At 64.9% G+C, this 26,851-nt stretch carries 29 protein-coding genes; 5 read left to right on the top strand and 24 right to left on the bottom strand.

All coding sequences use genetic code 11. The annotated features are described in order from the left end of the window. Positions 1-49: 49 nt before the first annotated feature. Complete coding sequence (locus ACIPY3_RS06390) at positions 50-664, top strand: class I SAM-dependent methyltransferase (RefSeq protein ID WP_400331514.1); 615 nt, start codon at positions 50-52, stop codon at positions 662-664. On the opposite strand, the gene dapF is transcribed toward ACIPY3_RS06390, so the two are convergent. The 6 genes from dapF to ACIPY3_RS06360 all read right to left on the bottom strand — a co-directional run bounded on the left by dapF (position 645) and on the right by ACIPY3_RS06360 (position 6,134). After that, positions 645-1,613, bottom strand: coding sequence for a diaminopimelate epimerase (gene dapF, locus ACIPY3_RS06385; protein ID WP_400331513.1), 969 nt, complete (start codon positions 1,611-1,613; stop codon positions 645-647). The genes ACIPY3_RS06390 and dapF overlap by 20 nt on opposite strands. A 37-nt stretch (positions 1,614-1,650) precedes the next feature. Further along, a complete protein-coding gene (gene miaA, locus ACIPY3_RS06380; protein ID WP_400331511.1) occupies positions 1,651-2,574 on the bottom strand; it encodes a tRNA (adenosine(37)-N6)-dimethylallyltransferase MiaA in 924 nt (307 codons plus the stop codon). Between the two features lie 17 nt (positions 2,575-2,591). Beyond that, positions 2,592-4,121, bottom strand: coding sequence for a tRNA (N6-isopentenyl adenosine(37)-C2)-methylthiotransferase MiaB (gene miaB / locus ACIPY3_RS06375; RefSeq protein ID WP_400331509.1), 1,530 nt, complete (start codon positions 4,119-4,121; stop codon positions 2,592-2,594). Continuing rightward, positions 4,121-4,663 carry a regulatory protein RecX gene (locus ACIPY3_RS06370; protein ID WP_400331507.1) on the bottom strand — a complete coding sequence of 181 codons (543 nt, stop codon included), beginning with the start codon at positions 4,661-4,663 and terminating at the stop codon, positions 4,121-4,123. The genes miaB and ACIPY3_RS06370 overlap by 1 nt, the downstream gene beginning before the upstream one ends. Then, a complete protein-coding gene (gene recA, locus ACIPY3_RS06365; protein ID WP_364160281.1) occupies positions 4,653-5,693 on the bottom strand; it encodes a recombinase RecA in 1,041 nt (346 codons plus the stop codon). The genes ACIPY3_RS06370 and recA overlap by 11 nt, the downstream gene beginning before the upstream one ends. A gap of 246 nt (positions 5,694-5,939) precedes the next feature. Continuing rightward, a complete protein-coding gene (locus tag ACIPY3_RS06360; RefSeq protein WP_400331664.1) occupies positions 5,940-6,134 on the bottom strand; it encodes a DUF3046 domain-containing protein in 195 nt (64 codons plus the stop codon). A gap of 69 nt (positions 6,135-6,203) precedes the next feature. On the opposite strand from ACIPY3_RS06360, the gene ACIPY3_RS06355 reads away from it, so the two are divergent. Then, positions 6,204-6,740, top strand: coding sequence for a MarR family winged helix-turn-helix transcriptional regulator (locus ACIPY3_RS06355; RefSeq protein ID WP_400271310.1), 537 nt, complete (start codon positions 6,204-6,206; stop codon positions 6,738-6,740). A gap of 61 nt (positions 6,741-6,801) precedes the next feature. On the opposite strand, the gene ACIPY3_RS06350 is transcribed toward ACIPY3_RS06355, so the two are convergent. From ACIPY3_RS06350 to ACIPY3_RS06320, 7 genes are all read right to left on the bottom strand, one after another. After that, positions 6,802-7,236, bottom strand: coding sequence for a helix-turn-helix domain-containing protein (locus ACIPY3_RS06350; RefSeq protein ID WP_021472656.1), 435 nt, complete (start codon positions 7,234-7,236; stop codon positions 6,802-6,804). 137 nt (positions 7,237-7,373) lie between these two features. After that, positions 7,374-7,877, bottom strand: a complete 504-nt coding sequence (locus ACIPY3_RS06345) for a CinA family protein (RefSeq protein WP_400331505.1) — start codon at positions 7,875-7,877, stop codon at positions 7,374-7,376. Further along, positions 7,874-8,476, bottom strand: a complete 603-nt coding sequence (gene pgsA, locus ACIPY3_RS06340; protein WP_400331502.1) for a CDP-diacylglycerol--glycerol-3-phosphate 3-phosphatidyltransferase — start codon at positions 8,474-8,476, stop codon at positions 7,874-7,876. The genes ACIPY3_RS06345 and pgsA overlap by 4 nt, the downstream gene beginning before the upstream one ends. Before the next feature lie 23 nt (positions 8,477-8,499). After that, positions 8,500-11,343, bottom strand: a complete 2,844-nt coding sequence (locus ACIPY3_RS06335) for a DNA translocase FtsK (protein ID WP_400331500.1) — start codon at positions 11,341-11,343, stop codon at positions 8,500-8,502. 75 nt (positions 11,344-11,418) lie between these two features. Further along, entirely contained in the window at positions 11,419-13,110 is a 1,692-nt protein-coding gene (locus ACIPY3_RS06330) for a ribonuclease J (protein ID WP_397324015.1), read from the bottom strand. 27 nt (positions 13,111-13,137) lie between these two features. Beyond that, positions 13,138-14,049, bottom strand: coding sequence for a 4-hydroxy-tetrahydrodipicolinate synthase (gene dapA, locus ACIPY3_RS06325; RefSeq protein ID WP_400331496.1), 912 nt, complete (start codon positions 14,047-14,049; stop codon positions 13,138-13,140). Positions 14,050-14,284: 235 nt separating this feature from the next. Then, positions 14,285-14,455, bottom strand: a complete 171-nt coding sequence (locus ACIPY3_RS06320; protein ID WP_400331493.1) for a hypothetical protein — start codon at positions 14,453-14,455, stop codon at positions 14,285-14,287. A 109-nt stretch (positions 14,456-14,564) separates the two neighbouring features. On the opposite strand from ACIPY3_RS06320, the gene ACIPY3_RS06315 reads away from it, so the two are divergent. After that, on the top strand, positions 14,565-15,800 hold the full coding sequence (locus ACIPY3_RS06315; RefSeq protein WP_400331490.1) for a heparan-alpha-glucosaminide N-acetyltransferase domain-containing protein: 1,236 nt from the start codon (positions 14,565-14,567) through the stop codon (positions 15,798-15,800). Here ACIPY3_RS06315 and ACIPY3_RS06310 read toward each other — a convergent pair. The 9 genes from ACIPY3_RS06310 to ACIPY3_RS06270 form a co-directional block, all read right to left on the bottom strand. Next, positions 15,776-16,264 (bottom strand): hypothetical protein, encoded by a 489-nt coding sequence (locus ACIPY3_RS06310; protein WP_400331487.1) that lies wholly within the window; start codon positions 16,262-16,264, stop codon positions 15,776-15,778. The two genes, ACIPY3_RS06315 and ACIPY3_RS06310, sit on opposite strands and share 25 nt — an antisense overlap. 4 nt (positions 16,265-16,268) lie before the next feature. Then, entirely contained in the window at positions 16,269-17,027 is a 759-nt protein-coding gene (gene dapB, locus ACIPY3_RS06305) for a 4-hydroxy-tetrahydrodipicolinate reductase (RefSeq protein WP_400331484.1), read from the bottom strand. A 41-nt stretch (positions 17,028-17,068) separates the two neighbouring features. Then, entirely contained in the window at positions 17,069-17,524 is a 456-nt protein-coding gene (locus ACIPY3_RS06300; RefSeq protein ID WP_400331481.1) for a molybdenum cofactor biosynthesis protein MoaE, read from the bottom strand. Then, entirely contained in the window at positions 17,514-18,017 is a 504-nt protein-coding gene (locus tag ACIPY3_RS06295) for a MogA/MoaB family molybdenum cofactor biosynthesis protein (RefSeq protein ID WP_400331479.1), read from the bottom strand. The genes ACIPY3_RS06300 and ACIPY3_RS06295 overlap by 11 nt, the downstream gene beginning before the upstream one ends. Continuing rightward, complete coding sequence (gene moaC, locus ACIPY3_RS06290) at positions 18,014-18,553, bottom strand: cyclic pyranopterin monophosphate synthase MoaC (protein ID WP_400331476.1); 540 nt, start codon at positions 18,551-18,553, stop codon at positions 18,014-18,016. Before moaC ends, ACIPY3_RS06295 begins: the two co-directional genes overlap by 4 nt. Further along, on the bottom strand, positions 18,541-19,779 hold the full coding sequence (gene glp, locus ACIPY3_RS06285; protein ID WP_400331473.1) for a gephyrin-like molybdotransferase Glp: 1,239 nt from the start codon (positions 19,777-19,779) through the stop codon (positions 18,541-18,543). The genes moaC and glp overlap by 13 nt, the downstream gene beginning before the upstream one ends. Positions 19,780-19,852: 73 nt before the next feature. Next, complete coding sequence (locus tag ACIPY3_RS06280; RefSeq protein ID WP_400331471.1) at positions 19,853-21,400, bottom strand: molybdopterin-dependent oxidoreductase; 1,548 nt, start codon at positions 21,398-21,400, stop codon at positions 19,853-19,855. A 22-nt stretch (positions 21,401-21,422) separates the two neighbouring features. Next, positions 21,423-22,613, bottom strand: coding sequence for a sensor histidine kinase (locus ACIPY3_RS06275; RefSeq protein ID WP_400331469.1), 1,191 nt, complete (start codon positions 22,611-22,613; stop codon positions 21,423-21,425). Next, positions 22,600-23,334, bottom strand: coding sequence for a response regulator transcription factor (locus ACIPY3_RS06270; RefSeq protein WP_400331466.1), 735 nt, complete (start codon positions 23,332-23,334; stop codon positions 22,600-22,602). Before ACIPY3_RS06270 ends, ACIPY3_RS06275 begins: the two co-directional genes overlap by 14 nt. Before the next feature lie 180 nt (positions 23,335-23,514). On the opposite strand from ACIPY3_RS06270, the gene moaA reads away from it, so the two are divergent. Both moaA and ACIPY3_RS06260 read left to right on the top strand, forming a co-directional pair. Beyond that, a complete protein-coding gene (gene moaA, locus ACIPY3_RS06265) occupies positions 23,515-24,636 on the top strand; it encodes a GTP 3',8-cyclase MoaA (protein ID WP_400331463.1) in 1,122 nt (373 codons plus the stop codon). A 4-nt stretch (positions 24,637-24,640) separates the two neighbouring features. Continuing rightward, positions 24,641-24,907 carry a MoaD/ThiS family protein gene (locus ACIPY3_RS06260; RefSeq protein ID WP_400331460.1) on the top strand — a complete coding sequence of 89 codons (267 nt, stop codon included), beginning with the start codon at positions 24,641-24,643 and terminating at the stop codon, positions 24,905-24,907. 3 nt (positions 24,908-24,910) lie between these two features. On the opposite strand, the gene ACIPY3_RS06255 is transcribed toward ACIPY3_RS06260, so the two are convergent. Together ACIPY3_RS06255 and ACIPY3_RS06250 are read right to left on the bottom strand one after the other, a co-directional pair. After that, positions 24,911-25,402, bottom strand: a complete 492-nt coding sequence (locus ACIPY3_RS06255) for a DUF1579 domain-containing protein (RefSeq protein ID WP_400331458.1) — start codon at positions 25,400-25,402, stop codon at positions 24,911-24,913. A 93-nt stretch (positions 25,403-25,495) separates the two neighbouring features. After that, positions 25,496-26,839, bottom strand: a complete 1,344-nt coding sequence (locus ACIPY3_RS06250) for a M16 family metallopeptidase (RefSeq protein ID WP_400331455.1) — start codon at positions 26,837-26,839, stop codon at positions 25,496-25,498. Positions 26,840-26,851 lie beyond the last annotated feature (12 nt).

Below are 26,851 nucleotides of genomic sequence, written 5' to 3'. Positions count from 1 at the left end.
CCGGGCTGCAGTTTCCCAAGGCGCCGATCGCCAACTAATCTGGCAAATTATGGAGTCTGCACACTATTTCAGCGCCCAACCCGCCGGTCCCTTCACTCGTAAGGCTTTGACGGTGGAACTGGCCGGAGCTACCCGGCATCTGCAGACCTCCTCCGGGATTTTCAGTCCGGACGGCATAGACAAGGGAACAGCGATCCTGCTCTCGGACGTGCCGCCGCCTTCGCCCCGCGGGAACCTGCTGGATATCGGCTGCGGTTGGGGTCCGATTGCGTTGACGATGGGTCTGATGGCCCCGTCGGCGCAGGTCTACGCCGTGGACGTCAACGAACGCTGCATCGCGCTGACCAACGAGAACGCAGCATCGCTCGGGCTCGGCAATGTGAAGGCGAGCCTTCCCGACGAGGTAGCTGCCGACGTCGAGTTTTCCACCATCTGGTCCAACCCGCCCATCCGGATCGGCAAGGACGAACTTCACTCACTCCTGCTGACCTGGCTGCCCAGGCTGGCGCCGGGTGGCAACGCCTGGTTGGTGGTCCAGAAGAACCTGGGCTCGGACTCCCTGCAGCGATGGCTGGCTGCCGAATTGGACACGTCCTTCACGGTGTCCCGTGAAAGCACCTCCAAGTCCTTCAGGATCCTTCGGGTCAGGAAAGCGTCCCTTTAGCCACAATGACGGCTGGCCCGCTGAGTTCAACATGCTCGCGGCCATCCGGCCCCGGGAAGAACTTGACGTCCACCACGCCGCCGGGAACGTTGACGTGCCACGCGTTCGGCGCAGTGCTCCCTGCCCAGTGGCGAATGGCGACGGCGGCTGCACACGCCCCGGTGCCACAGGACTGGGTTTCACCTACACCACGCTCGTGAACGCGCATGGTGATGGATCCAAAGCCGTCGTGGACCAGTGGCTCCGCAGGGACGACGAACTCCACGTTGGTGCCGTTGGCGGGCTTCGGGTCCACCACAGGAGCCTTGAAAAGCTGCGTGGCTGACAATTCAGACAGCTCCGCCAGCGCCACCACGGTATGGGGGTTTCCCATGCTGACCGAAAGGCCAGGGCGGGCCACCTCAAGTCCGTCCGCGCTCACCAGGGCGTCCATGGCCTTGGAGGTGGCTTCGGCCGGGAAGATGAACTCCCACGGGCCCATATCCACGGCGTAACCGTTGTCCGAGCGGACGATCTTCTTGATCCCGCCACGGGTTCCGATGGTCAGGGCTTGTCCGGGACCAAGCTCAACCAGGCCCTGGTCGATAAGGAAGTGGACGAAGACCCGAACGCCGTTGCCGCACATCTCGGACAATGAACCGTCGCCGTTGCGGTAGTCCATGAACCATTCGGCCGAGGAATCCTGTTCCAGCAGGGCGCGGCCTTCGGGCAAATCGCGGGACGGCACGGCCCGGATCAGTCCGTCTCCTCCAATGCCGCGGTGCCTGTCGCACAACTGTGCCACCTGGTCCGGGGTGATCTCGTGAATGGCCCCGGGGTCAGCGATCAGCACAAAGTCATTTCCGGTTCCGTGGCCCTTTGAGAAGGCCAGGCCTGACAGCTCGGCTTCGGGCAAGGTGGCCCCGGCCGCACCGGGCTGCGGGGCGGAAACTGCGGTGGTCTGATCCATGAATCTAGGCTACCTGCCGCTGGTCTTCGGCCAGAAATCAGGCGGCCTTAGTGAGTGCCGCGGCTTTGGCAACAAGGGCCGGGTCCTGCCAGTCCAACCAGTGGATCCGTGGGTCCGCCCGGAACCAGGTCAATTGCCGCCGGGCGAACTGCCTCGTTGCGACGATTGTCTCCTCAGCCGCCTCTGGAATGGCCGCCTGGCCATCCAGGACTTTCAGGAACTGTGCGTAGCCCAACGCCCGCGATGCTGTCTTGCCTTGCCGCAGGCCTGCCGCGTCCAACCGTCCCACCTCGTCGAGGAGCCCCGCCTCCACCATCCGGTGGACACGGTCCGCCAGCCGGTCCCGAAGAACGTCCCGGTCCACCGAGAGTCCCACTTGGATCGCCGGTTGGAAATACTCGCGTTGGGGCATGAAGGAACTGAAGGGCCGTCCGGTGAGTTCGTGGACTTCCAAGGCCCGGATCACCCGCCGGGCGTCACCCAGCCTGGCCGCCGAGACCGGATCGACGACTTCCAGGCGTGCGCGGAGCGGGGACAGGCCGGTGGCCGCACACTCGGCTTCCAGCCGCTGGCGGATTACGGGGTCCGTACCCGGAAATTCAAGGACGTCCAGTGCCGCCCGAACATACAGGCCTGAGCCGCCCACCATGATGGCACGCTTGCCGCGCGCATGGATGTCCTGGATGGTCCTCCGGCATTCAACCTGGAACCCGGCCACGCTGGCTTCCCCGGTGACGTCCAAGGTGTCCAGCAGATGATGCCGCACGCCCTTGCGTTCATCCATGGTGATCTTGGCCGTACCGATGTCCATGCCACGGTAGAACTGCAAGGCATCGGCGTTGATGACTTCGCCGTCCAACGCGAGGGCAAGCTCAACGCCAAGGTCCGACTTTCCCGAACCGGTGGGACCAACAACCGCAATCACGGGCAGCGCGGACGTATCCGGTCCTTCAGGGTGCATGATGCGCCGAACCCGGTTCAGCGGCGGCCGGGAATGGCCGGCATGCCCAGCGATACGCCGGTCTTCGCGCTGCCGGCGCCAGGGGCAGGAACCCCGCAGCTGTCAGCCTGCGCACGGTCCCAAGCGTCGCCGGCCCTGGAACGGCGAAGGACGTAGTCCGTGGGTCCAGCAGGATCGGCCACAAGGTGGAAGGCAGCGGCCTCGGTGATGGTTACGGTGACGAAATCGCCGGGCCGGGGTGTCTCGGAGCCTTCGGGCACCGAGAAGTGCACCAGCCGCTGGTCCTTGGAACGCCCGGACAGCCGATGCGTCTCCTCCGCCTTGCGACCCGACTGCGCTGTCACGAGGATTTCAACGCTGCGGCCAAGCTGGTTGGCATTCTCCTCCGCAGCGATCCGGTCCTGGAGGGCCGTAAGCCGCTCGTAGCGTTCCTGGACAACGGCCTTGGGCAACTGTTCCGGAAGATCGGCAGCGGGGGTGCCTGGCCGCTTGGAGTACTGGAAGGTGAAGGCCGAGGCGAACCGGGACTGTTCCACGACGTCCAGGGTGGCCTGGAAGTCTTCCTCGGTCTCGCCGGGGAATCCCACAATGATGTCCGTCGTGATCGCCGCGTTGGGGATCCGTTCACGGACCTTGTCCAGGATGCCGAGGAATTTGCTGGACCGGTAGGAGCGGCGCATGTCCTTGAGGACCTTGTCCGAGCCGGACTGCAGCGGCATGTGCAGCTGGGGCATGACGTTGGCTGTCTCTGCCATGGCGTCGATAACGTCATCGGTAAACGCGGCGGGATGCGGGCTGGTGAAGCGGACACGCTCCAGGCCTTCGATGCCACCACATGCCCTGAGCAATTTGGAGAAGGCCAGGCGGTCGCCGAACTCCACGCCGTAGGAATTCACGTTCTGGCCCAACAGCGTCACTTCAACAGCGCCGTCGTCCACCAGAGCCTGGATTTCCGCGAGGATTTCACCGGGGCGGCGGTCCTTCTCCTTGCCACGCAGCGACGGCACGATGCAGAAGGTGCAGGTGTTGTTGCAGCCAACGGAGATGGAAACCCACCCCGAATACACGGAATCACGCTTGGTGGGCAACGTGGAAGGGAAGACATCGAGTGACTCGAGGATCTCCAGCTGGGCCTCATTGTTGTGGCGTGCCCTGTTCAGCAAAGCCGGGAGTGCCCCAACGTTGTGGGTTCCGAACACGGCGTCCACCCATGGCGCCTTCCGGACAATGGTTTCGCGGTCCTTCTGGGCCAGGCACCCGCCGACCGCGATCTGCATTCCGGGGTTCGCGGCTTTGACCTGGCGCAACTGTCCGAGGTTCCCGTAGAGCTTGTTGTCCGCATTCTCGCGCACCGCGCAGGTGTTGAACACCACGACGTCGGCAAGCTCACCCTCAGCCGGCACGTAGCCGGCGTCCTCCAGGAGTCCGGCCATGCGCTCGGAATCGTGGACGTTCATCTGGCAACCAAAAGTCCGGACTTGATAGGTCCGTGGATCAAGGGAGGGCTGCGTTGAATCTGCTGAAGGGGAAGGAATGGTCAAACTCACTACTCAAGGGTACCGGCTTCGTCCAGTACCTCACCGACGATCCTGAAGGCCAGGGAGGGCGCGTAGCCCTTCCTGGCCAGCATGGAGGCAAGCCTCCGGGTGTACTTGTCGCGCTCGGCACGGTCCGCAAGGTCAAGTCCGGGCCTGAGCTTGCGCTGAACGAGCTCCCGCGCAGCACGCTCTTCATCCTGGTCACTGAGCTGGGACAGGGCCTCTTCGGCATCGTCCAGATCGATGCCTTTGTCTGAAAGCTCCCGGCGCAACGCCCCCTTGGCAAGCTTCTTGCTTTGCGAACGGCTGCGGACCCACATGCGAGCGAACTCCGCGTCATCAATGAGTTGCACTTCTTCGAAGCGGTCCAGGACTGCTTCCGCGACGTCCTCGGGAACCTTACGCTCGGCCAGCTTGCGCGCAAGCTGAAGCCGGCTCCGCGGCGCCATGGTCAATTGACGCAGGACGATGGCACGCGCCACGGATTCGGGGTCAGGCTCGGGGTCGTCCGCGACGGGGGAATCCGGGTCCGGCCCGAACCTATCCGTCAACGGCCTTCAGCTTCGGGGTGTCCTCTTCGGGCTTGACGCCAACGCCCAGCTTCTCCTTGATGAGGCGCTCCAGTTCCTGGGCAAGCTCGGGGTTGTCGCGCAGGAACCGGCGCGAGTTCTCCATGCCTTGGCCCAACTGGTCGCCATCGTAGGTAAACCACGAGCCGGACTTCTTGATGATGCCGTGCTCAACGCCCATGTCGATGATGCCACCCTCGCGGGAAATGCCCTGGCCGTAGATGATGTCGAACTCAGCGACTTTGAAGGGCGGGGCCATCTTGTTCTTGACGATCTTGGCCTTGGTGCGGTTACCCACCGAGTCCGCGCCTTCCTTGAGCGTCTGGATACGGCGGACATCAATGCGGACGGACGCGTAGAACTTCAGGGCCTTACCACCGGTGGTGGTTTCCGGCGACCCGAAGAACACACCGATCTTTTCACGCAACTGGTTGATGAAGATGGCGGTGGTCTTCGTCTGGCTCAGGCGACCGGTGATCTTTCGCAGGGCCTGGCTCATGAGGCGGGCCTGGAGGCCCACGTGCGAGTCACCCATCTCGCCTTCGATTTCCGCGCGCGGAACAAGAGCGGCCACGGAGTCGATGACGATGATGTCCAGCGAGCCGGAGCCCACCAGCATGTCCATGATTTCCAGCGCCTGTTCACCGGTATCCGGCTGCGAAACGAGCAGGGCGTCCGTGTCCACGCCAAGCTTTGCGGCGTAATCAGGGTCCAGGGCGTGTTCGGCGTCAATGAAGGCTGCAATGCCGCCGTTGCGCTGGGCGTTGGCTACGGCATGGAGGGCAACGGTGGTCTTACCCGAGGATTCCGGACCATAGATCTCTACGACACGGCCACGGGGCAGCCCGCCAATGCCGAGCGCCACGTCCAGGGCGATGGAGCCGGTGGGAATGACCTCAATGGGAGCCCGGGTATCGTCACCCAAGCGCATGATGGAGCCTTTGCCGAATTGCTTGTCGATCTGGGCAAGCGCTGCTTCGAGCGCCTTCTCACGATCCGGGGTTGCCGCCATGGTTCACACCTCTGATGCTTTCTCGCTGTGGAGTGGCCTGAACGGCCGCTTTCCTTGTCATGTCTGACGCTATTACGGGGCCCTGACATTTTTGCTCAGCCCGCTTTGCCTATGTGGAAAACAGCTGCGGACCGCCTGGGAAATCGCCGCTCAGGATCAATTTTCCTCTCACAGGAGCATATCCCCATCCGAACAGATATTCGAACAATGCGGCGGCGTGTCACCGGCCGGACCCGTCAAGTGCGGCTAGCTGAGGGGTTTGATGTCCCGGCCCAGGCGCCGCTCAAGTGGAACGTCCTGGACATCGCAGACCGCGATCCAGACCTCCCGGGGAGGGAAACCCGCGGCAAGGGCATCCACCGCAGTCCGTCCCCCGACGCCGGCCAGGACAAGGGAGCCTGCAAGGACCCGGGAATAGCCCGTGCCGAATTCATCGTCCATCAACCGCCAGAAGTCACTCGCCCTCACGGATAGAGTCTCTCATGCTTGCCGGACCTTAGAATGGTTGCCATGAGCAATCCTCTTCCCAGCGCGCCCGCACCGGCCGTTGCCAGTGACGACGTGGACGACGCCCTTCAGCAGGTGGAACACCAGCTGAGCCTGCTCTGGCGCCGCGCCCGCTCGATTTCGCATCAATTGTCCCGCCAGGTCCACCCGGACATGGAGCCGGCTGCCTACGGCCTGCTGACCATCATCCGCCGCGAGGGTCCCATCCGGCTGACGGACCTGGCAACCTGCATTGGCGTGGGAAAGCCCTCAGTGAGCCGGCAAATCGCCTTCCTGGAAGGCATCGGCCTGGTCTATAAGGAAGCTGACCCGCAGGACGGCAGGGCACAGTCCATCCGTTTGACGGACAAGGGCGAAGAGAAAATGCACCAGGTGCAGGACGCGCGCCGGCAGGTCTTCCGCGAAAGGCTTGGCGAATGGCCGCTGGAAGACGTCAAGACCTTGGCCGATTACATGGGCCGCCTCAACGCCGTCTACAGCGATCCCCTCCTCAGGGAGGTTCCCCTCAAGGACAACGAGCCGGGCGAAGCCACGGACTAGGACGAAGAAAAAGGTCCCCGGCCAAACGGCTGGGGACCTTTCCAATGATCTTGGTGCTTGGTTACCGGGCTCCGGAGAGCATGCCCTGGCCGAAATCGTCGGTGAGATCGAGATCGCGGCCGTAGCGCTGGGAGAACTCCTGTGGAACGGTGTCCGGAACAGCGACGCCCTCTGCAACTGCAACGCGGTCGCTGACTTCGCGGAGCATGCTGGACAACGGAACGTCCAATGCGGTGCAGATCGAGGACAGGAGCTCGGAAGAAGCCTCCTTCTGGCCACGTTCAACCTCGCTCAGGTAGCCCAGCGAAACGCGGGCGCTGTGTGAGACCTCACGAAGGGTACGGCCTTGACGCTGGCGGACATCGCGCAGTACATCACCGATCTCGTGGCGTAGTACAACCATTTTGCGCTCCTTCTGTTCGCTCTGTGCCTGATCAGCCAAGCCCACATCCTTCCAGCGGACAACGCCGTTCACGGATACGGGCTGCTTTACCATCTGTATCGCCTTGCTCCCTCGTTCTTCCGGTCCGCTGGCTGGCGGACCGGGTTGGTTTCTACATCCTAGGCGCCCCGGCCATTCCGAAGCGACACAATGACACAACTATTGGCAATCAGTTTTTGTTCCCGGCTACTTTACGAACGGTAACCAAGCCCACGTACGGCCGCAAGCAGCCGCTCCAGGGCACCCGTGCACGCTTGTTCCCTGATATCTTGCCTGTCCCCCGAAAAGGAGTATTCAAACCATCGGCTGCCAGTCTCCGTGGCAACACCGATGAAGACGGTGCCGACGGCCTTGCCGTCGTGCGGATCCGGCCCGGCCACCCCCGTGGTGGAAATTCCCACATCGGCGCCACAAGCCCGGCGGGCTCCTTCGGCCATGGCCGCGGCAACATCGCCGTCCACCGAACCTGCTGCGTCCAGCAACTCCCGGGACACACCGAGCACGCCCGCCTTGACGGTGTTCTGGTAAGCCACCACACCGCCCTGGAGCATCCCGGAAGCACCGGGTGTGTTTGCCAGCGTGGCCGCCACCATTCCTGCCGTCAAGGACTCGGCCGTGGCCACCGTCAGGTGCCGTTCGATCGCTTCGGCAACTGCCGCCGTCGCGGTTTCAGCCGCGGTGGGGACCGAACTCATGCGCGGCGTCCGGCGGCGCGGAGCTTCAGTGCCTGGACCACGTACTCGACGCCGGTCCACAACGTGATGGCCAAGGCGACCATCATCACCCAGAAGGCAACATCGACGAGCCACGGCGCGATGGCCTTGAGTGGAAGGGTGTAGAGGAAGATCGCCACTGTCTGGACCACCGTCTTCAACTTTCCGCCGCGGGAGGCAGGCATCACGCCGTAGCGGATCACGACGAAACGCAGCGCGGTAATCCCCCACTCACGCACCAGGATCAGGATGGTCACCCACCAGGGCAACTCGCCCAGCACGGAGAGCAGAACCAGGGCGGAGCCAATGAGCAGCTTGTCCGCGATGGGATCGGCGATCTTGCCGAAGTTGGTGATGAGGCCGCGCGCCCGGGCGATGTCGCCGTCGAGCTTGTCCGTGTAGATCGCGACGGCGAACGCGGCCACCGCCGCCCAGCGCCACCATCCGTGCTGACCGTCGTCGGCAAGCAGGAACCAGACAAAGAAAGGAACCAGGACAATGCGGAGCATCGTCAGGATGTTAGGCAGGTTCCAAACATCGGAACTGCTCGACGTGGCGTTGTCGCCCTCGGCTGTAGTCACCCCTCTAGGCTACCGTCTGGAGATCAGCGGCCAGTGAGCGACCAGGCGTCTTCGCCGCCTTCATCGTCATCGGAACCATCGGCGCCGTCGTAATAGTCGATCGCCTGCGTCCGGTTGTCGAGGTCCGCCGCTACCAGATCCTCTGCGTACCCGCCCGCGGCGATGTTCGCGTTCGCGTTATCGCTCAGTGCCGCCGTCTGCGCGTCCGGCGCGGCAGGTGCTTCCTGGCCCTTCATCGCCGCAAGGACGGCAGCGAGATCGTCCGGCTTGACCAGGACATCGCGGGCTTTGGATCCTTCGGACGGGCCCACGACGCCCCGCGATTCCAGCAGGTCCATCAGCCGGCCCGCCTTGGCGAAGCCAACACGGAGCTTGCGCTGGAGCATCGAGGTGGAACCGAATTGCGTGGTGACCACCAGTTCGGTGGCCTGGAGCAGGACCTCGAGATCGTCTCCGATGTCGTCGTCGATCTGTTTCTTGGGCGCGTCGGCCGCGACGTCGTCCCGGTAGACCGCCTGGAGTTGCCCCTTGACGTGCTCCACCACTTTATGGATTTCCGACTCGGATACCCAGGCACCCTGCACGCGCATGGCCTTGGAAGCACCCATCGGCAGGAAGAGGGCATCACCTTGGCCGATGAGCTTTTCGGCACCCGGCTGGTCCAGCACAACGCGGGAGTCCGTGACGGAGGAAGTGGCAAAGGCCATGCGGGAGGGCACGTTGGCTTTGATGAGGCCCGTGACCACGTCCACGGACGGACGCTGGGTGGCCAGGACCAAGTGGATACCGGCGGCACGGGCCAGCTGCGTGATGCGGACAATCGAATCTTCGACGTCGCGCGGAGCAACCATCATGAGGTCCGCGAGTTCGTCCACGATCACCAGGAGGTACGGGTAGGGTTTGATGACCCGCTTGGAATCCACCGGCGGCGTGACCTTGCCGGCACGGACGGCCTTGTTGAAGTCGTCAATGTGCTTGTAGCCGTAATTGGCGAGGTCGTCGTAGCGGGCGTCCATTTCCCGGACTACCCACTGCAAGGCCTCGGCCGCCTTCTTGGGATTGGTAATGATGGGCGTAATAAGGTGCGGGACGCCCTCATATGCGGTCAACTCCACGCGCTTGGGGTCCACCATGACCATGCGGACCTCGTCCGGCGTAGCGCGCATCAGGAGCGAGGTGATCATGGAGTTCACGAAGCTCGACTTACCGGCACCGGTGGCGCCGGCCACCAGAAGGTGGGGCATCTTGGCGAGGTTGGCCACTACGTAGCCACCCTCCACGTCCTTGCCGACACCCATGACCATAGGGTGGTCCGTTCGGCGGGCGTTCTGGCTCCGCAGGACGTCGCCCAAGGAAACGGTCTCACGGTCCGAGTTGGGAATCTCGATGCCGATGGCCGACTTCCCCGGGATGGGGCTTAGGATGCGCACATCGCTGGACGCCACGGCGTAGGAGATGTTCTTGGACAGCGCCGTGACGCGTTCCACCTTGGTTCCCGGAGACAGTTCGATCTCGTACCGGGTGACGGTGGGTCCGCGGCTGAAGCCGGTCACCGAGGCGTCCACATTGAACTGCGTCAGGGTGTCGGTCAGGGCTGCCACGACGGCGTCGTTCGCCTCCGTGCGCTCCTTCGGAATGGACCCCGGCGTCAGGAAATCCGAGGCAGGCAAGGTGTACGTCACATCCCCTGCCAGTGACAGCTGTTCCGTGCGCTGCGGGATGGGCGCCTGCGGCAAAGGCGCGCCGGCGGGCTTGGCCGGCACCTGGGCCACGGGGGTGGTCATTTCCGGTGTCAGGACCGGGATGGCTTCGGTGGGATTTTCCAGGCCAGGTGCCGCGCCGAGTCCCTGGGCTGCCTTGATCTTCCCGACGGCGATCTCCGCCTGCGTCGGGCGGCGCACCCCCGGCGGTACGCGCGGTGCGGACGGCGCTGGATTCTCGTCGTCGTCCACTATTGCGTGTTCGAAGGCCTCGTCCCCGACGTAGCCTTCAAGCTTGGCCTCGGACTCGTCATCCTTGCCAAAGAGCCGGGTGCGCTTCTTCTTGGGCTTCGCCGCCGGCCCCTCGCCATAGAGATAGCTGCGGTCGTGCGCGTCCTGGCCGGCACGGGCCTCTTCCAGGTCCACGCCCATGAGGTGCTCGTACCCGGTACGGATCCGCGAAGGGATTGCACCGAACGGCGTTGCCGTGACGATCAGCAGGGAAATGAAGGCCAGCAGGCTGTAAATGAGGACCGGAACAGCCACATGGATCGCCGCCAGCGGAGCCGCGGCGAGGAAACCAAGCATTCCGCCTGCCCGTCGCAGGCCGTCAAAGCCGTCCGCCACCGTGGGCTGGCCGCCGATGACGTGGGCCAGGGCCGAACCGGCCAATGTCATGACCATGAAGCCGATGCCTACACGGTTGTTGCCCCGGCCGTCCTGCGGCTTGCGGAACAGCCGGAAGGCGCAGACAAAAAGCATGAAGGGAAGCAGCAATGACATCCAGCCAAAGGTGCCGTTGACCACGCTGTAAACGACGTCCGGAAGCCAACCTGTCCAGCCCCACCACGCGAAGGTGGCGATTGCTATGCCAAGGACAAGGTTGAAGAGAGCGGCGCCATCACGGCGGTCCTCGGGATCGAGATCGCTGACGTCCGAACCGATGCGGCGCACGCCGGCGCCCACCACGTGGCCAATGCCCTGCCAGGCACCGGAAAGCATCCGGACCGGCAGCGGCGCATGGGGCTCGACGGCGGCCTGCTTTCCCCGCGCGGAACCGCCGCGGCCGTTCCGGGCTGCGGTGCTTTTGCTTGCAGCTCCGCCTCGGCCGGTGCCGGATTTATTGCTGGAGCTGCCTCGTGGCGTGGAGGAAGTACGGGTCGCCATAGTCGCAACGCTACCCGAAGAGGGCCCGAAATCCGCGGATTTCAGGCCCTCTTCGGGGTGCATGTTGCCGGCACGTCAGGCCTCCAGGACCACCGGGATGATCATGGGGCGGCGACGCAGCTTGCGGTTGACCCAGGTGCCAATGACCCTGCGCACCACTTGCTGCAACTGGTGGTTGGTGTGGTCGGCGTGGCTCAGCACGGCTTCCTCGAGGGCGGCATTGATCTTGGGAATGATCTCGTCGAACACGGAATCGTCCTCCGCCACGCCGCGGGCGTGGATCTCCGGGCCGGAGACGATCTTGCCCGTGGTGCGGTTGATGACCGTGATGACGGAAATGAAGCCCTCATCACCCAGGATGCGGCGGTCCTTGAGGTCCGCGTCCGTGATCTCCCCGACGCTGGAGCCGTCCACGTAGACGAAGCCCACCTCCACCTGGCCCACGATGTCTGCTTTGTGGTCCTTGAGGTCAATGACCGTGCCGTTGTCACTGAGGATGATGCCCTCGGTGGGAACGCCGGATTCCTCGGCGATCCTGCCGTTGGCGATCAGGTGCCTGGTTTCGCCGTGCACGGGCATCGCGTTAAGCGGTTCCAGGATGTTGTAGCAGTAGAGCAATTCTCCGGCAGCAGCGTGGCCGGACACGTGGACCTTCGCTGTTCCCTTATGGATCACCGCTGCGCCGAGCTTCAAGAGTCCGTTGATGATGCGGAACACGGCATTCTCGTTGCCCGGAATCAAGCTGGAAGCAAGGATGACAGTATCGCCCTGCCCCACCACCACGCGGTGGTCTCCGTTGGCCATGCGGGACAACGCGGCCATCGGCTCGCCCTGGGAACCGGTGGACATCAGGACCACCCGGTTGTCCGGGAGGTCGTCAATGTTCTTGATGTCCACCAGGATGCCCGGCGGTACGTCCAGGTATCCGAGCTTGGCGGCAATCGCCATGTTCCGGACCATGGAGCGGCCCACGAAGGCGACGTTGCGGCCATGCTTGGCCGCGGCATCCAGGACTTGCTGGACACGGTGCACATGCGAAGAGAAGGACGCCACAATGATGCGCTTCTTCGCCTGGGCAAAGAGGTTGTCCAGCGTGGGACCGATCTCCTTCTCCGCCGTGGTGAAGCCGGGAACATCGGCGTTGGTGGAGTCGGCCATGAAAAGATCCACGCCTTCTTCGCCCAAGCGGGCAAAGTGCCGAAGGTCGGTGATCCGGCCATCGAGCGGCAACTGGTCCATCTTGAAGTCGCCGGTGTGGAGGACCGTTCCGCCCTCAGTACGGAGGAACACGGCCAGGGCATCGGGGATGGAGTGGTTGACGGCAACGAACTCGCACTCGAAGGGGCCGAACTGCTCAACCTGCCCTTCGGTCACGGTCAGCGTGTACGGCTTGATCCGATGTTCCTGCAGCTTGGCTTCCACCAGGGCAAGGGTGAGTTGGGAACCGATCAGCGGGATGTCTGCCTTGAGGCGCAGCAGGTACGGTACAGCACCGATGTGGTCCTCATGGCCGTGCGTCAGCACCACGCCCACGACGTCGTCCAATCTGTCCTCGATGTACGAGAAGTCAGGCAGGATCAGGTCCACTCCGGGCTGCGTCTCTTCCGGGAAGAGCACGCCGCAGTCCACAACCAGCAATTTGCCGTTGATCTCGAAGACCGCCATGTTGCGGCCGATCTCCCCCAGCCCACCGAGCGGAACAATCCGCAACGTGCCTTGCGGCAGCTTCGGCGGAGTAACCAGTCCAGGAAGGGCGGTTTGGGTCATATTCAGCTACTTTCCGGCGGAACCGTCCTAGACGTTGAAGTCCATTCCAGCTTCCGCCAAGTCCCCGCGGATGGTGTCGATCTCGGCCTGGTCCGGCTCCACGAGAGGCAAACGGACAACCGAGTTGGGCAGGACTCCCTGCCACTTGAGAATCTGCTTGGCGGCTACTGCGCCCTGGACCCGGGTCATGGTTGCGCGAACCACGGGCTCCAATTCAAAGTTGATGGCCCTTGCCGTGGCGAGGTCGTTCGCGTTGACCGCGTCGATCAGCTCGCGGAAGCGGCGCGTCGCCACGTGCGTGGTGACCCCCACCAGGCCTGCGGCACCGAGCGCCATCCACTGCAGCGTCAGCCCGTCGTCCCCGGAGTAGAAGACGAGGTCGGTCTCGGCCATCACGCGGGTGGCGGCGGCGAAGTCGGCCTTGGCGTCCTTGACGGCCACGATGTTCTGGTGCTTGGCCAGGGCAATCATGGTCTCGGGAGCAATCTGGATGGAGGAGCGGCCGGGGATGTCGTAGAGCATCACCGGGAGGTCGGTGGCGGACGCAATGGTCTCGAAGTGCGCGCGCACACCGGACTGGCTTGGCTTGTTGTAGTAGGGGGTGACGATCAGGAGGCCGTCGACGCCTACCTCAGCGGCACGCCGGGAGAGGTGGACGGAGTGTGCGGTGTCGTTGGTGCCGGTGCCGGCAATGATCGCTGCCTTGCCGCCGACTGCGTCCTTGACGGCGCGGAACATGCCGATGTTTTCATCGTCAGTGAGGGTGGACGTCTCACCGGTGGTACCGGTAACTACAAGGCCATCGCAGCCATCTGCCACGAGCTTTTCTGCCAGCGCCGCGGCTTGGTCGTAGTCGACCTTGCCGTCCTCGGTGAACGGGGTGACCATGGCGGTCAGCAGGGTACCAAGAGCGGGAATGTGGGCGCGGGAGTCAGACATAGGAAAAACGTTACCCTGTCCCGCGCGGGTTATGGGAATACGGTCCGCGTGATGGTCGTCATGGGGTGGAGGCCGGGCGGACGGTCCGACACCTCGGCTCCTCGGCACAATAGTGCGCGACAGCCCGCTCCTTAAGCTGTTCGGCCCACGTCACGAGCCGCTGCGATGCCCGCACATACTCAAAGAGTTCGAGCGGGGTGAGGGCTTCAAGGTCTGTTTCAGCAAGGCGCCGGGCCTATTCCGCCCCGGGAGCCTGCTCCCCCAGCACCACACCCTCGCGACGCCACTGGACATCCTCGGGCGCCTCCCCCGCAACGAGTTGCCTGAACAGGAAGTCCACCACACCGGGGCTCATCGCCTTCATGGGACCAGCCAGGCCATCCGCGGGTTCGGAAGCATTGTTCATGAGGCCATGTTATTCGAACATATCTTCGAAAAACAAGGGCAGGTATCCGCCAAAGACCATCCCACTGCCGGCACAGCGCCTTCACAGCAGCCCATGAGACGATCACTTCATGACGTGGCGAGAGACGGCTCCATCCCGGGAATCTCCCGGCGGCAGCACGCTCGCCACACGCCTCACCGGGATCGACGCCGCACGGGGCGCGGCACTCCTGGGCATGATGGCAACCCATCTGGTACCAACCTTTGGGCCGGCACCGGAGTGGGCACCCACTTGGGTTGGCCTGACGTTTTCCGGGCGCTCTTCGGCCTTGTTCGCCGTCCTCGCGGGCATTGGCCTGGCGCTCTCAACCGGCAAACAGGAGCCCCGGCAGGGTTCCGGACTGTGGGCTGCGCGGCGCGGCGTCGCCTTGCGGGCCTTGGTGATTGCCGTCGTCGGGCTGATGCTCGGTGGCCTCGACGTCAACATCGCCATCATCCTGGTCCACTACGCCGTGTTGTTCCTCTGCGTCCTGCCGTTCCTGGGCCTTCGGCTCAAGGCCCTGTGTGCCTGGGCTGCCGGCTGGGTACTGGCCGCGCCGGTCCTGGCCTATCTGGTCCGCCCGCTGCTCCTGGAGGCCAACCCACCCCTGCAGTTGGGCCATAACCCTGGCACCGATGACCTCGAAACGCCTGGCAAGCTCCTCGCGGATCTCTTCTTCACCGGCTATTACCCGGTGTTCCAGTGGATGGCGTACCTGCTGATCGGGCTGGTCATCGGCCGCCTCGCCCTCACAACCGTTCGCGTCCAGTGGCTGCTGGTGGGGGCGGGCACTGCAGCGGCAGTGGGAGCAAAACTCGCGGGAACAGCAGCCATGGAATCGTTTGGCGGCCGCGCTGCGTTGGAAGCGCTCCCGCAAACCCGCGGCTATCCCTTGGAGAGCATGCTCCAGGTCAACCTCACCGGGCTCCAGCAAACCGGTTCCTGGTGGTGGCTTGCCACAGCGTCGCCGCATGCGGGAACCACGTTGGACCTGCTGCACACCAGCGGCGTTGCCGCAGCCGTCACCGGAGTGTTCCTTCTCCTCGGCAGGGTGGCCGAGCGTCTCAAGGTCAACTTCCTTGTGGTCCTCAGCGGCCCTGGAGCCATGACCCTGACCCTGTACACAGCCCATGTGTGGGTTGTTTCGGGTTTTGCCGGCAACCCGCTGCCGGCAGGCTGGACGGACGAAGGCATGTACTGGGCACAAGCCTTGGCCGCAGTATCCATTGGCGCTTGTTTTGCCTTGCTGCGGCGTCGCGGGCCCCTTGAATGGCTCGCCCACCAGGCGTCCCGGCTGGGCAGTTACCGCCCCGCAGCGGTGGGCTGAGAGCGGAACAGCTTAACGGCGTCGCGCATGGAGGCACGGGCGCGTTTCCGGTCTCCCGAGGCGTCGTACGCGCAGCTAAGCCGGAACCAGGAGCGCCAGTCCTCGGGAGCCGCCTCGGCTTCGGCCTTGTACTTTTCGAATTCGGCGTCGGCTGCGGCGCGGACGATCCGTCCGCCGGGAGTCCGCGGCAGGTTGTCGACCGGAAGGCCGCCTTCGGATTCAAGGACTTTGGCCATTTGCTCAGTGCGGGCACCAAACAGCAGTTCCCGGATCAGCGCCCACGCACCGATAACGGGCAACACCAGGTACGCGGCGCCGATTCCCTTCGCAACGAGGCTGGGATCGCCCAGTAACAGCAGAGACCGCTGCAGGGAAACCACCAGGTACAGCACCAGGAGCAACGTGATCGCCCCGACCCAGATCTTGGTGCGGTTCTTCTTCAATGCCTGCCACAAACTGCCCATGGTGCTAAAGCCCCAGGTCAAGGTAGCCGTCCAGCCCCACGGTGAGGCCGGGGTGCGCGGCAACTTTCCGCAGCCCCAGCAGCACGCCGGGCATGAACGACGCCCGGTCGAAGGAGTCGTGGCGAAGCGTCAGCTGTTCACCCGGACCGCCGAAAAGCACCTCCTGGTGCGCCACCAGGCCGCGAAGGCGGACGCTGTGCACGCGCACTCCTTCCACGTCGCAGCCCCGCGCACCATCCAGCTCGGATTCCGTGGCGTCCGGGCTGGCCGGGACGCCTGCCTCCTGGCGGGCTTCGGCAATCAGCTGGGCGGTGCGCACGGCAGTACCGGAAGGTGCATCCACCTTGTTCGGGTGGTGCAGTTCAATGATTTCGACGGATTCGAAGTATTGCGACGCCTTGGCGGCAAAGGCCGACGCCAAGACGGACCCCAAGGCAAAGTTGGGAGCGATCAGGACACCCGTACCGGGCTTCTGTTCCAGCAGTTCACCCAGCGATGCCAGCCGCTGGGCATCCCAGCCGGTGGTACCCACAACGGCGTGGATGCCGTGCTCAACGGCGAAGCGGACGTTGGCCTCGGTGGTATCAGGAACCGTCAGGTCAACCACGTACTGCGCACCTGCCTCGAGCAGCGTCTCCAGGGAATCACCGCGGCCGAGGGCAGCCACCAACGTCATATCCTCGGCGGCCTCGACTGCCTTCACGGCCTCGATTCCCATGCGCCCGTGGGCGCCCAGCACTGCTACGGCAAGTTGTTCGGTCATGCCCTTAAGCCTACCGTCGGGTCGGGCAGGCCCCGGAACCGTTACTCCCCGGCGCCCACCCATTCGACGGTGCCGTCGGTGAAAAATTGTTCCTTCCAGATGGGAACCTGCGCTTTGATCCGGTCCACGAGTTCGGAGCAGACCGCGAAGGCCTGTCCACGGTGGGCGGCGGCCACGGCGCACACCAGTGCGGGATCCCCCACTTCCAACGTGCCGATCCGGTGGGCTGCCCAGATGCGCACCGGCTGCGAGGCTTCCCCGGCATGTTCGGCCACCAGTTGTGCCACCACCTCGGTCATGGTGCGGTGCGCAGTGGGGTGGGCGCTGTAACTCAACCGGTCCACGGCCTTCCCGGCGTCGTGGTTGCGCACCACGCCGCTGAAGCTCACCACCGCACCGGAGGTCTCCGATTCGACGGCGGCGATCGCCTGGTCAACGGAGATCGGCTCGGCACTGAGCACGGCGTTGACGACTTCGAAGTCTGTTTCAGTGGGCATGGCTTCCTTCCAATTGTTCGCAAAGATGTCCGATCAGCGGATCGAGCACGGCCAGGCCGTCCATGACACCCTTCGGGGAGCCCGGCAGGTTGATGATGAACGTCTGTCCGGCGGTCCCGGCGTGGCCGCGGCTGAGCATCGCCATGGGCGTCTTGGCAGCACCCGCCCTGCGGATGCCCTCCATGATTCCCGGAATCTCCCGGTCAAGGAGCGGCAAGGTCATTTCCGGCGTCCGGTCATCCGGGCTGAGGCCCGTACCGCCGCTGGTGATCACGACGGCGGGTTGCTGGGTCAGCAGGGCCCGCAGGGCCGCGCCAACCGGCTCCCCATCAGGGACCACCATGGCGGGGAACGTCTCGAAACCGTGTTCCGCCAACCAGTCCAGGATGACGGGCCCGGTCTCGTCGCGGTAGATTCCTGCCGCCGCCCGCGTGGAGGCTATGACGACGCCGGCCTTCCGCGGACCGTGGGTGTTCGGCTCGCACGCACTCATTCAGCGGCACCTCCCGGCTCGGCCGGGACGCCCTGTCCGGTGATGGTCCAGTCGCCGCTCTTGCCGCCGCTCTTGGCCAGGACGTGGATGTCCGTCAGGACGGCGTGCTTGTCCACGGCCTTGATCATGTCGTAAACGCTCAGGGCCGCCACGGACGCGGCGGTCAGCGCTTCCATTTCCACGCCGGTCACCCCACGCGTCTTGACCGTCGCCACGACGGTTACCGATGCGCGGTCCAGCTCAAAGTCGATGGTGACCTTGGAAATCGGCAGGGGATGGCAAAGCGGGATCAGTTCCGGAGTCTTTTTCGCCGCCATGATTCCGGCCACGCGGGCTACGGCCAGCGCATCACCCTTGGGAAGGCCGCCGGAGCCCAGCAAGGCAAGCACCTCCGGGGTGCTCCGGACGGTCGCCGTGGCTGTGGCTTCGCGGGTGGTTACTGCTTTGTGGGAGACGTCCACCATCTGGGCCGTCCCGTCCTGCCGGAGATGCGTCAGCTCGCCCGGCTCATTGGAAAGGTGGTTCACAGTACCCATACTTCCACTTCGGCCCCTTCGGGCAGTTCCGTGACGTTCGCCGGGATCTGCACCAGGGCGTTGGAGCGGGCCAACGCATGGACCAAGTGCGAGCCCGCCCCGCCCTCCATGCGGAATACACCGTTGGAGAGCCTGCCGCGCCGCACCTGGTGCTTGCCGTCCGGCGACGTCAGGCCCGCCGCGAGGCGGGCCTGTTGGACCGGTCGGGGCGCCGGGGTTCCCAGCACCTGGGACAGTGCCGGGCGCAGGAACATTTCAAACGAGACGAGGCAACTGACCGGATTGCCCGGGAAGCCCAGGAACGGAACGCCCTGGAAGCGGCCAATGCCTTGTGGGCCGCCGGGTTGCATGGCAACCGGCACGAAGTCGACGTCTTCAGCAGCCAGTGCTTGGCGGACCACCTCGTAGGCCCCCTTGCTGACGCCACCAGTGGTGACCATCAGGTCTACCTGGGCGGCATGCCCGCGAAGGACCGCAAGGAGCGATTCCGGATGGTCGTCCGAGATTCCCGTCCGAACCACCTCGAGGCCGGCCTGCCGCATGGAGGCTTCCAGCAACGTGCCGTTGGAATCGAAGATCTTTCCCGCAGTGAGGGACTGTCCAGGTTCAACCACTTCGTCGCCCGTAGTCACCAGGAGGACGCGGACGGGCCGGCGCACTTCCACCGTGGTCAGTCCGAACGCCGCGAGCAATCCCAGTTGGGCAGGGCCCAGCTGGGTACCGGCTGCCAGGGCGAGTTGGCCCTCGGCTATGTCGCTGCCCACGTTCCTGACGAACGTGCCGGGGGCGGTGGCCGGAAGCCGGACCTCGGCGTCGGCACCCGGCGCAGGGAAGGTGTCCGGGACGGCCTTCTCGATGGGCACGACCGCATCGGCACCCTCCGGGATCATGGCGCCGGTCATGATGGGCACGGCAAAGCCTGGCCGCAGCGCTTCGGGGGCCGCGCCTGCCGGGATCGGAGCTGCCACTTTCAGCACCGCACCACCATCGGCAAGATCAGAGGTCCGGACGGCAAAACCATCCATCTGGGAGTTGTCGAAGGGCGGCAGGGAGCGCGGGGCGTGGAGGTCGACGGCGAGCGCCCGGCCCAGTGCCTCCAGCAACGGCACGTGATCGCTGCCCTGGTTCTGTACAGCAGCGCTGTCCGAGGGCTGCGTCCTGCCCACCAAGCGGGCAGTGAGCAGCTCCACCACGGCGGCACGGTGGTATGCAACAGATCTGGGCACGGAGGTCCTCCTGTGGTTGCGCAGTCTTCAAGCTTGGGATCCGGAGTTGTCCGGCCCTACCCAGAGTAGGGCCTCAAGCCACCTTCAGGTTGATCGTGTGGTAGCCGGTGGCTCCGTCGGGGGCCACGGGGGCCCGGTTTTCGCTTTGGGGCTGCCCGGTCAGGTCGGCGGCCCGGACCTGGACCTCGTAGTCTCCGGGAGCCAGGTCGATTCCCAGTTGCCACTGGTACCACGTGTCGTTGGAGATGCCCGCTGCGAGCGTTGCCTGTTGCCAGGCTCCCCTGTTGACGCGCAGTTCCACACGGCTGATCCCGCGATGTTGTGCCCACGCTACGCCGCCAAACCGGACTGTTCCGGCCTTGGCCGTCCGGCCGCTGCGGGGTACGTCGATCCGTGATTGCGTCTTGATGGGTCCGTGGTCGCTCCACCCCCGCGTGGACCAGTATGCGGTGTCGTCGGCGAAGCGGGTCACTTTGAGTTCCGTGAGCCACTTGGTCGCCGAGACGAATCCGTAGAGTCCCGGCACGATCATGCGGACGGGGAAGCCGTGCTCCAAGGGCAGCGGCTCGCCGTTCATGCCGACGGCCAACAAGGCGTCCCGGTCATCGGTGAGGACCTCGAGCGGCGTGCTCGCGGTCCATCCATCATTGCTCGTGGAGAGCACCATGTCCGCTCCGGGTTGGGGGCCTGCCATGGCCAGGAGTTCACGGACCGGCCAGCCGAGCCACAGTGCGTTGCCGATCAACTCTCCCCCCACCTCGTTGGAGACGCACACGATGGTGATGTGCCGGGCCGTCATGGGTTTGGTGAGCAGCGTGGCGAAGTCGATGTCGACTTCCCGCTCCACCATTCCCGTCACTTTCAGCTTCCAGGACGGTGGATCAATGGCCGGGACGGTCAAGGCAGTGTCGATCCGGTAGAAATCCTCGTTGGACGTAACCAAGGGGCTGATGCCGTCAACGGCCAAGGAGGCTCCAGCGGGGACCGGCTGCGGTGCGGTCACGGCGGACGGCAGCGTCAGCGAGCCACGGAAGCCCGAAGCGACCGCGGTGGCCCGGGTGAGGACCACTGTGACGACGCCCGCCACGGCAGCGGCTATGGAGGTCACGGCCATGGCATTGAGGAAGCTGCGGCGCGCCAGCGGTCCAGGCTCTCCGGCAGGCTCCTTCCGGTCCTCCGGCGGCGCCCATTCCAGCAGCCGCCGCACGAGCGTCCGGAGCAACACCATGGTCACCACGGCGGCAACGATCGGGGCAAACCCGGCTTGCGGAGTGGATTGGGCCCGCGTCAGGACGGCCGTGAGCCCGGCGATGCCCGCCAGGCCCGCCAAGGCCAGTCCCAGGCCCTTCCGACGGCGTTCCAGCACGCCTGCCACCGCGGCAAGGACCGCAGCCACGAGCACAATCGAGGCGACCAGCACGATCTTGTCCGCCGTTCCGAAGAGCTGGATCACCAGGTCCTTCACTCCCGGGGGAACGGCGTCGATCACCGCGCCGCCCAGGGCAGTGACCGGCGAGACCAACGGACTCAGCAAGCCTGCAGTGAGCTCCCCTGCGGCAATCCCGGCGGCACCGGCAACAACTCCTGCCCCGGCGGCCCACCTTCCGGCCCTTCTTCTCATGATGTCCCTCCCTGGACTCTTCTCATGAAGTCCCTCCCTGGACGTTGTTCGCCGCAGTACCTCCGCCTGCCGGCAGTGAGAGTGCGAAGCGGCAACCGCCGTCGACGTTTTCCACGCTGACCCTTCCACCGTGGGCTTTCACGATCCCTGCCACCATGCTCAAACCGATCCCGGCCCCGCTGTAACTCCCCTGCAGTCCGGCTGCGCTCCCCCGGGCGGGGTCCTTCTGCCAACCGGTCTCGAACAGATGTGGCAGGTCTTCGGCCGGGATTCCCCCACAACGGTCCTGCACGGCGACCACCGCGTGGCCGTCGTCCCGACCCACGGTCACATGCACGTCCGTATGAGGCTTGCTGTAGATGATGGCGTTCAGCAGGACGTTCCGGAGCGCCCTTGCCACGCTCGGACCGTCAGCGACTGCCATGCATTCCCGGTCGCCACCGCCGTCCAGCGTTATGCCGCGTTTCGCCGCCAAAGGAGCCACATCGGACAAGGCATCGCTCACGAGGTCGTAGAGGTCCAGGGGTTCGGCACGCAACTGGAGCGAGCCGGCCTGGATTTTCGACAACTCGAGGAGGTCGTTGACCATGGCAGTCATCTGCTCGGTTTGGCCAATGATCTTCCGGTAGTAGGCCGAAACGTCCGAGGCCATGCCGTCCTCCAGGGCTTCGGTCATGGCGCGCATGCTGGCGAGCGGGGTCCGCAGGTCGTGGGAAATCCAGGAGACCAGCTCCCGGCGGGCGGTCTCGATCGCTGCTTCGCGTTCCCGGGACTCCGCCAGGCGCCTGCTGCTGGCCTCCAATTCCTGCGCGAGCCCGGCCAGCTCGGACGTCATGGCCGGGGCGGCCTTCTGCTGGTTGTCCGCGGTCTCCAGGGTTTCCCCGCGGCCCAGCCTGCGGGCGGCGTCCACCAACCGGGCCGCGTTCCGCGAAACTCCGGCACCCAGCATGAGGGACAACGACACCGCGACCACCGAGGCCATGGCAAGGATGTACCACATGACTTCGAGGTCCCTGGCGGAGATGAACATGGCATTGAAGGCGCTGACCATCCCCGCCACGAGCACGGCGACGGTAGCCACCACCACCAGGCAAATCTGAACCAGGACCGAGGCCCGCCGCAGGGCGCGGAGCAGGAACAGGGTGGCCGTCCCGATCACCACCGCCCAGAGAAGCACCCATGCGAGGATGGTGGCCAGGTCATTGCCCTGCAAGGCCGTCTCCTGAATCGAACCGGTAGCCGACGCCCCACACCGTCTTGAGCAGTTCGGGTTTGGTGGGATTGTCCTCGATCTTTTCCCGGAGCCGGCGCACATGGACCGTCACTGTGGAGAGGTCCCCGAAGTCCCAGCCCCACACGGCTTTGATGAGCTCCTCGCGGCTGAAGACCTGGTTGGGCCTCCGGAGCAGGAACGCCAGCAGGTCGAATTCCCGCACTGTCAACGTCAAGGCTGTTCCGTGGTGGGTGACCGTTCGGGATGCCGGGTCCAGGACGAACCCGGCCAACTCCACGGTAGGTTCGGGCGCGTACTCCTTGACGCTTCGGCGAAGCACTGATTTCACGCGGAGCACGAGCTCCCGCGGCGAAAACGGCTTGGTCACGTAGTCGTCCGCCCCCATTTCCAGGCCCAGGATCCGGTCGTCTTCAGTGCCGAGCGCCGTCACCATGATGACAGGCACGCTCATGCTCAAGCGCAGCCGGCGGCAAACTTCCACGCCGTCAAGTCCGGGCAGCATCCGGTCGAGGATGACCAGGTCCGGCTGCCGGCCCGCTGCAAGTTTGAGGGCAGTGAAGCCGTCCCCGGCGATATCCACCTGGAAGCCCGCTTTCAGGAGATAGTCACGGACCACTCCGGCGATGGTCTCTTCGTCCTCCACCAGGAGGATGCGGCGGTTTCCGGTTTCCGTCGCTGGTGCTGCCGATTGCGTGCTCACACTTTCAGCATAGGTTCGCTGCCGGGGCGCGGCACCCGAATCCGGGCCGGCGACAGCAAGCGTACGGATTCCGTAAGAACTAGCAGTTCCAGCCGGATATGACTGCCTGCGCAGGTCCAATGCGTGGACTGCGAAGTGGCCGGTGTCACGGATCACGTCCGCTTGACGTAGCCTTGATATATGAGTGTTCAGCTGGGGATGCCGCCGCTTCCCGGAGGGAACGGCGCGGGTCCGGTACCGCCGCCGCGTCCGGCCGGCACGCCTGCAGGGCTCTGGGACCGCTACGGCCGCCGTGCCACGGACATGCGGCTGTCCCTGACCGACAAATGCAACCTGAGGTGCACCTACTGCATGCCCGCCGAGGGCCTGGAGTGGCTTTCCAAGCAGGCCGTCATGACCAAGGATGAGATCGTCCGCATTGTCCGCGTGGGCGTGAGTGCCTTGGGCGTGCGGGAACTGCGGCTCACGGGCGGCGAACCGCTGGTCCGGGCGGACCTTGCAGAGATCATCACGGCCTTGCGCAGCGAGCATCCGGACCTGCCCATCTCGATGACCACCAACGGTGTTGGGCTGGACAAGAAGGCCAAGGCCCTGAAATCCGCGGGCCTGACCCGCATCAATGTCTCCCTCGATTCCCTGCACGAGGAAACCTTCACCAAACTGACGCGCAGGCCTTTCCTGGACCGTGTCCTGGCCGGCGTGGATGCCGCCTGGGCAGCGGGCCTCGGACCGGTGAAGCTGAACGCCGTGCTGATGCGGGGAATCAACGACGCCGAATCCCCTGACCTGCTCGCCTGGGCGTTGGACCGCGGCTACGAACTGCGCTTCATCGAGCAAATGCCGTTGGACGCCGACCACGGCTGGACCCGGCGCAACATGATTACCGCGGCCGAGATCCGCGGGTTGATGTCCGAGCGCTTCGTGCTCAGTGCCGATCCCCGCGATCGCGACGGCGCGCCTGCCGAACGTTTTGAAGTACGACGCCGTGAGGCGGCTTCCGGTGAAGCCACCGGACCGGTATTGGGCACCGTAGGTATCATCGCCTCTGTCACGGAACCCTTCTGCGCCGACTGCCGGCGCACCCGCATCACCGCCGAAGGCAAGATCATGAGCTGCCTCTTCTCCCACGAAGAATTCGACCTGCTGGGCCTTCTTCGCCAGGGCGCCACGGACCAACAGCTCGCCGAACGTTGGCAGGATGCCATGTGGATCAAGCCCAAGGCCCACGGCATGGACCACACCGGCCTGGGTGCAGCCGACTTCGTGCAGCCGGACCGCAGCATGAGTGCAATCGGAGGCTGAACCCTTGCTCGTCCGTTACTTCGCAGCCGCACGCGCGGCAGCGGGACTCGAAGAAGAAGTACACCAACTGCCGGAAGGCAGCAGCCTGGAGGCATTGCTGGAAGCGGCACTCGCCGTCGAACGTCCGCAGCCGCCGGAAGGCACTCCGTCATTGTCCCGGGTGGTTGCGCGCAGCAGCTTCCTGCGCAACGAAGTGGCTGTCCGTGACCATTCGGCGCCACTGGGCGCCGATGACGTCATCGATGTCCTGCCTCCCTTTGCAGGCGGCTAAGGATCAGTCCCTCCGGAAGACGCTTTTCAACAACGGCCTGAATGCCGGCCTGCCCTCCCCTCGCTTCGCTTCCAGCCGGAGCTCCGCGGTGTGTACCAGGACATCGTCTTCGATGCGGAACGTGTGGCGCGCGACGCCGTCGTCCGTCCTGCGTTCCAGGGTCAACACGCCCGCCGACCACAGTCCCCGAACGGGAGCGGCAGGCGGACGTCCCATACTGTCCACGTAATACCACAGCGTGCCGCCGTGCCCAGGGTCCACGGTAAACATGCCGTGCCCCTCCAGGTGGCCGCCATCGGGTTCACGATGGCGGTAGCTCTGCACCACTGCATGCCCACCGGCCGCCACGGTGAAAACGACTTCGGCTTCCGCAGTGCGTGCCGGACCCCACGGAGAAGACGCAATCTCGGTCAGTCCACGCCAATGCCCGATGAACGGGCGCAGCAGCTCAGCAGCGCGTCCGGCGTCCGGATGGTCCCGGGGTGGCTGGCCCATGGCGACTCCAACGTTCGGCCTTAAAGGACAAGGCAGCATGATCGTGTGATCATGCTGCCTTGCCGGAAGTCCTGAGTCCAGAGGGTCCACGGCCTAAAGGCCGAATGTCTCGTTCTCTTCGAAAGGCCCGACGACGGTAATGGTCCGGGGGGCTGCGGCGAGCTCTCGGGCGAGTTCCTGGACTTCATCCACCGTGACGGCCTTGATCCGGTCCAGGGTCTCGTCAATGTCCTGGAATTCTCCGGACACCAGTTCGGCCCTGCCCAGGCGGGACATGCGCGAGCCGGTGTCTTCCAGTGCCAGGACAATTCCGCCGCTGAGCTGGCCCACGGCCTTGCGCAATTCTTCTTCCGTGATTCCGTCGGCGGCCAATTTCTCCAGCTCCACGCCCAGGAGTTCCAGGACCTGGGTGACCTTGGACGGGGTGCAGCCGGCGTACATACCGAAGTAGCCGGCATCGGCATACGCGGCCGTGAAGGAATACGTGGAGTAGACGAGTCCGCGCTTCTCCCGGATTTCCTGGAACAGGCGCGAGGACATTCCACCGCCCAGGACGGCATTGAGAACGCTCATCACGAACCGCCGGTCATCGGTCGCCACGATCGTGGGGCACCCCATGATGATGTTCGCCTGCTCCACGGGACGCTTGACGACGTGGAGGCCGGCCGTGCCGGTAATGACGGCGCGGTCCGTGGCACGGCGGTCAACGGGGGCGGCTTCGGTGTCCAGTTGCCAGCCCGCCGATTCGAGCGCTTGCTGCACCAACTCGCAGACGACGTCGTGGTCCAAACCGCCGGCTGCCGTAATCACAAGTTCCTCGGGGCGGTAGTACCGCTGGTAGTGCGCCCACACCGAGTCCCTGGCCACGGCTTTGATGGCGTCCGGAGTTCCACCGATGGGACGGGCCAGCGGGTGGCTGCCCAGGACGGCAGCCACGAATTTCTCGTGGGCCACATCCGTGGGGTCGTCACTGTCCATGGCGATTTCTTCGAGGATGACGTCCCGTTCCTGCTCCAGTTCGGCGGGATCCAGGACGGCACCGGTGATCATGTCCGCGATCACGTCAATGGCCATGGGCAGGTCGGTGTCCAGGACCCGCGCGAAGTAGCACGTGCTTTCCTTGGCCGTCGCTGCGTTGGATTCGCCTCCGACTTCGTCGAAGGCCGAGGCTATTTCCAGGGCGGTGCGGCGCTTGGTCCCCTTGAACAGGAGGTGCTCCAGGAAGTGGGTAGAGCCGTGCTGGCCCTCGGCCTCATCGCGCGAACCTACTGCCACCCAGAAACCGATCGTGGCCGAACGCTGTCCCGGCATCGCTTCCGTGAGGACACGCACGCCGCCGGGGAGGACCGAGCGCCGCACGACCGAACCGCCTTCGGCGCCATGGATCAATTCTCCGCCCGGAAGCGTCTGCTGCAAGGGCAGGGGTACGACAGTCATTCAAACCTTTCA

This window comes from Paenarthrobacter sp. NPDC089714, from assembly GCF_044748905.1.
In the GTDB taxonomy this organism is placed as follows: Bacteria; Actinomycetota; Actinomycetes; order Actinomycetales; family Micrococcaceae; genus Arthrobacter.
Note: the sequence above shows the minus strand (reverse complement) of the source record. Positions and strands in the feature narration are given on the sequence as shown.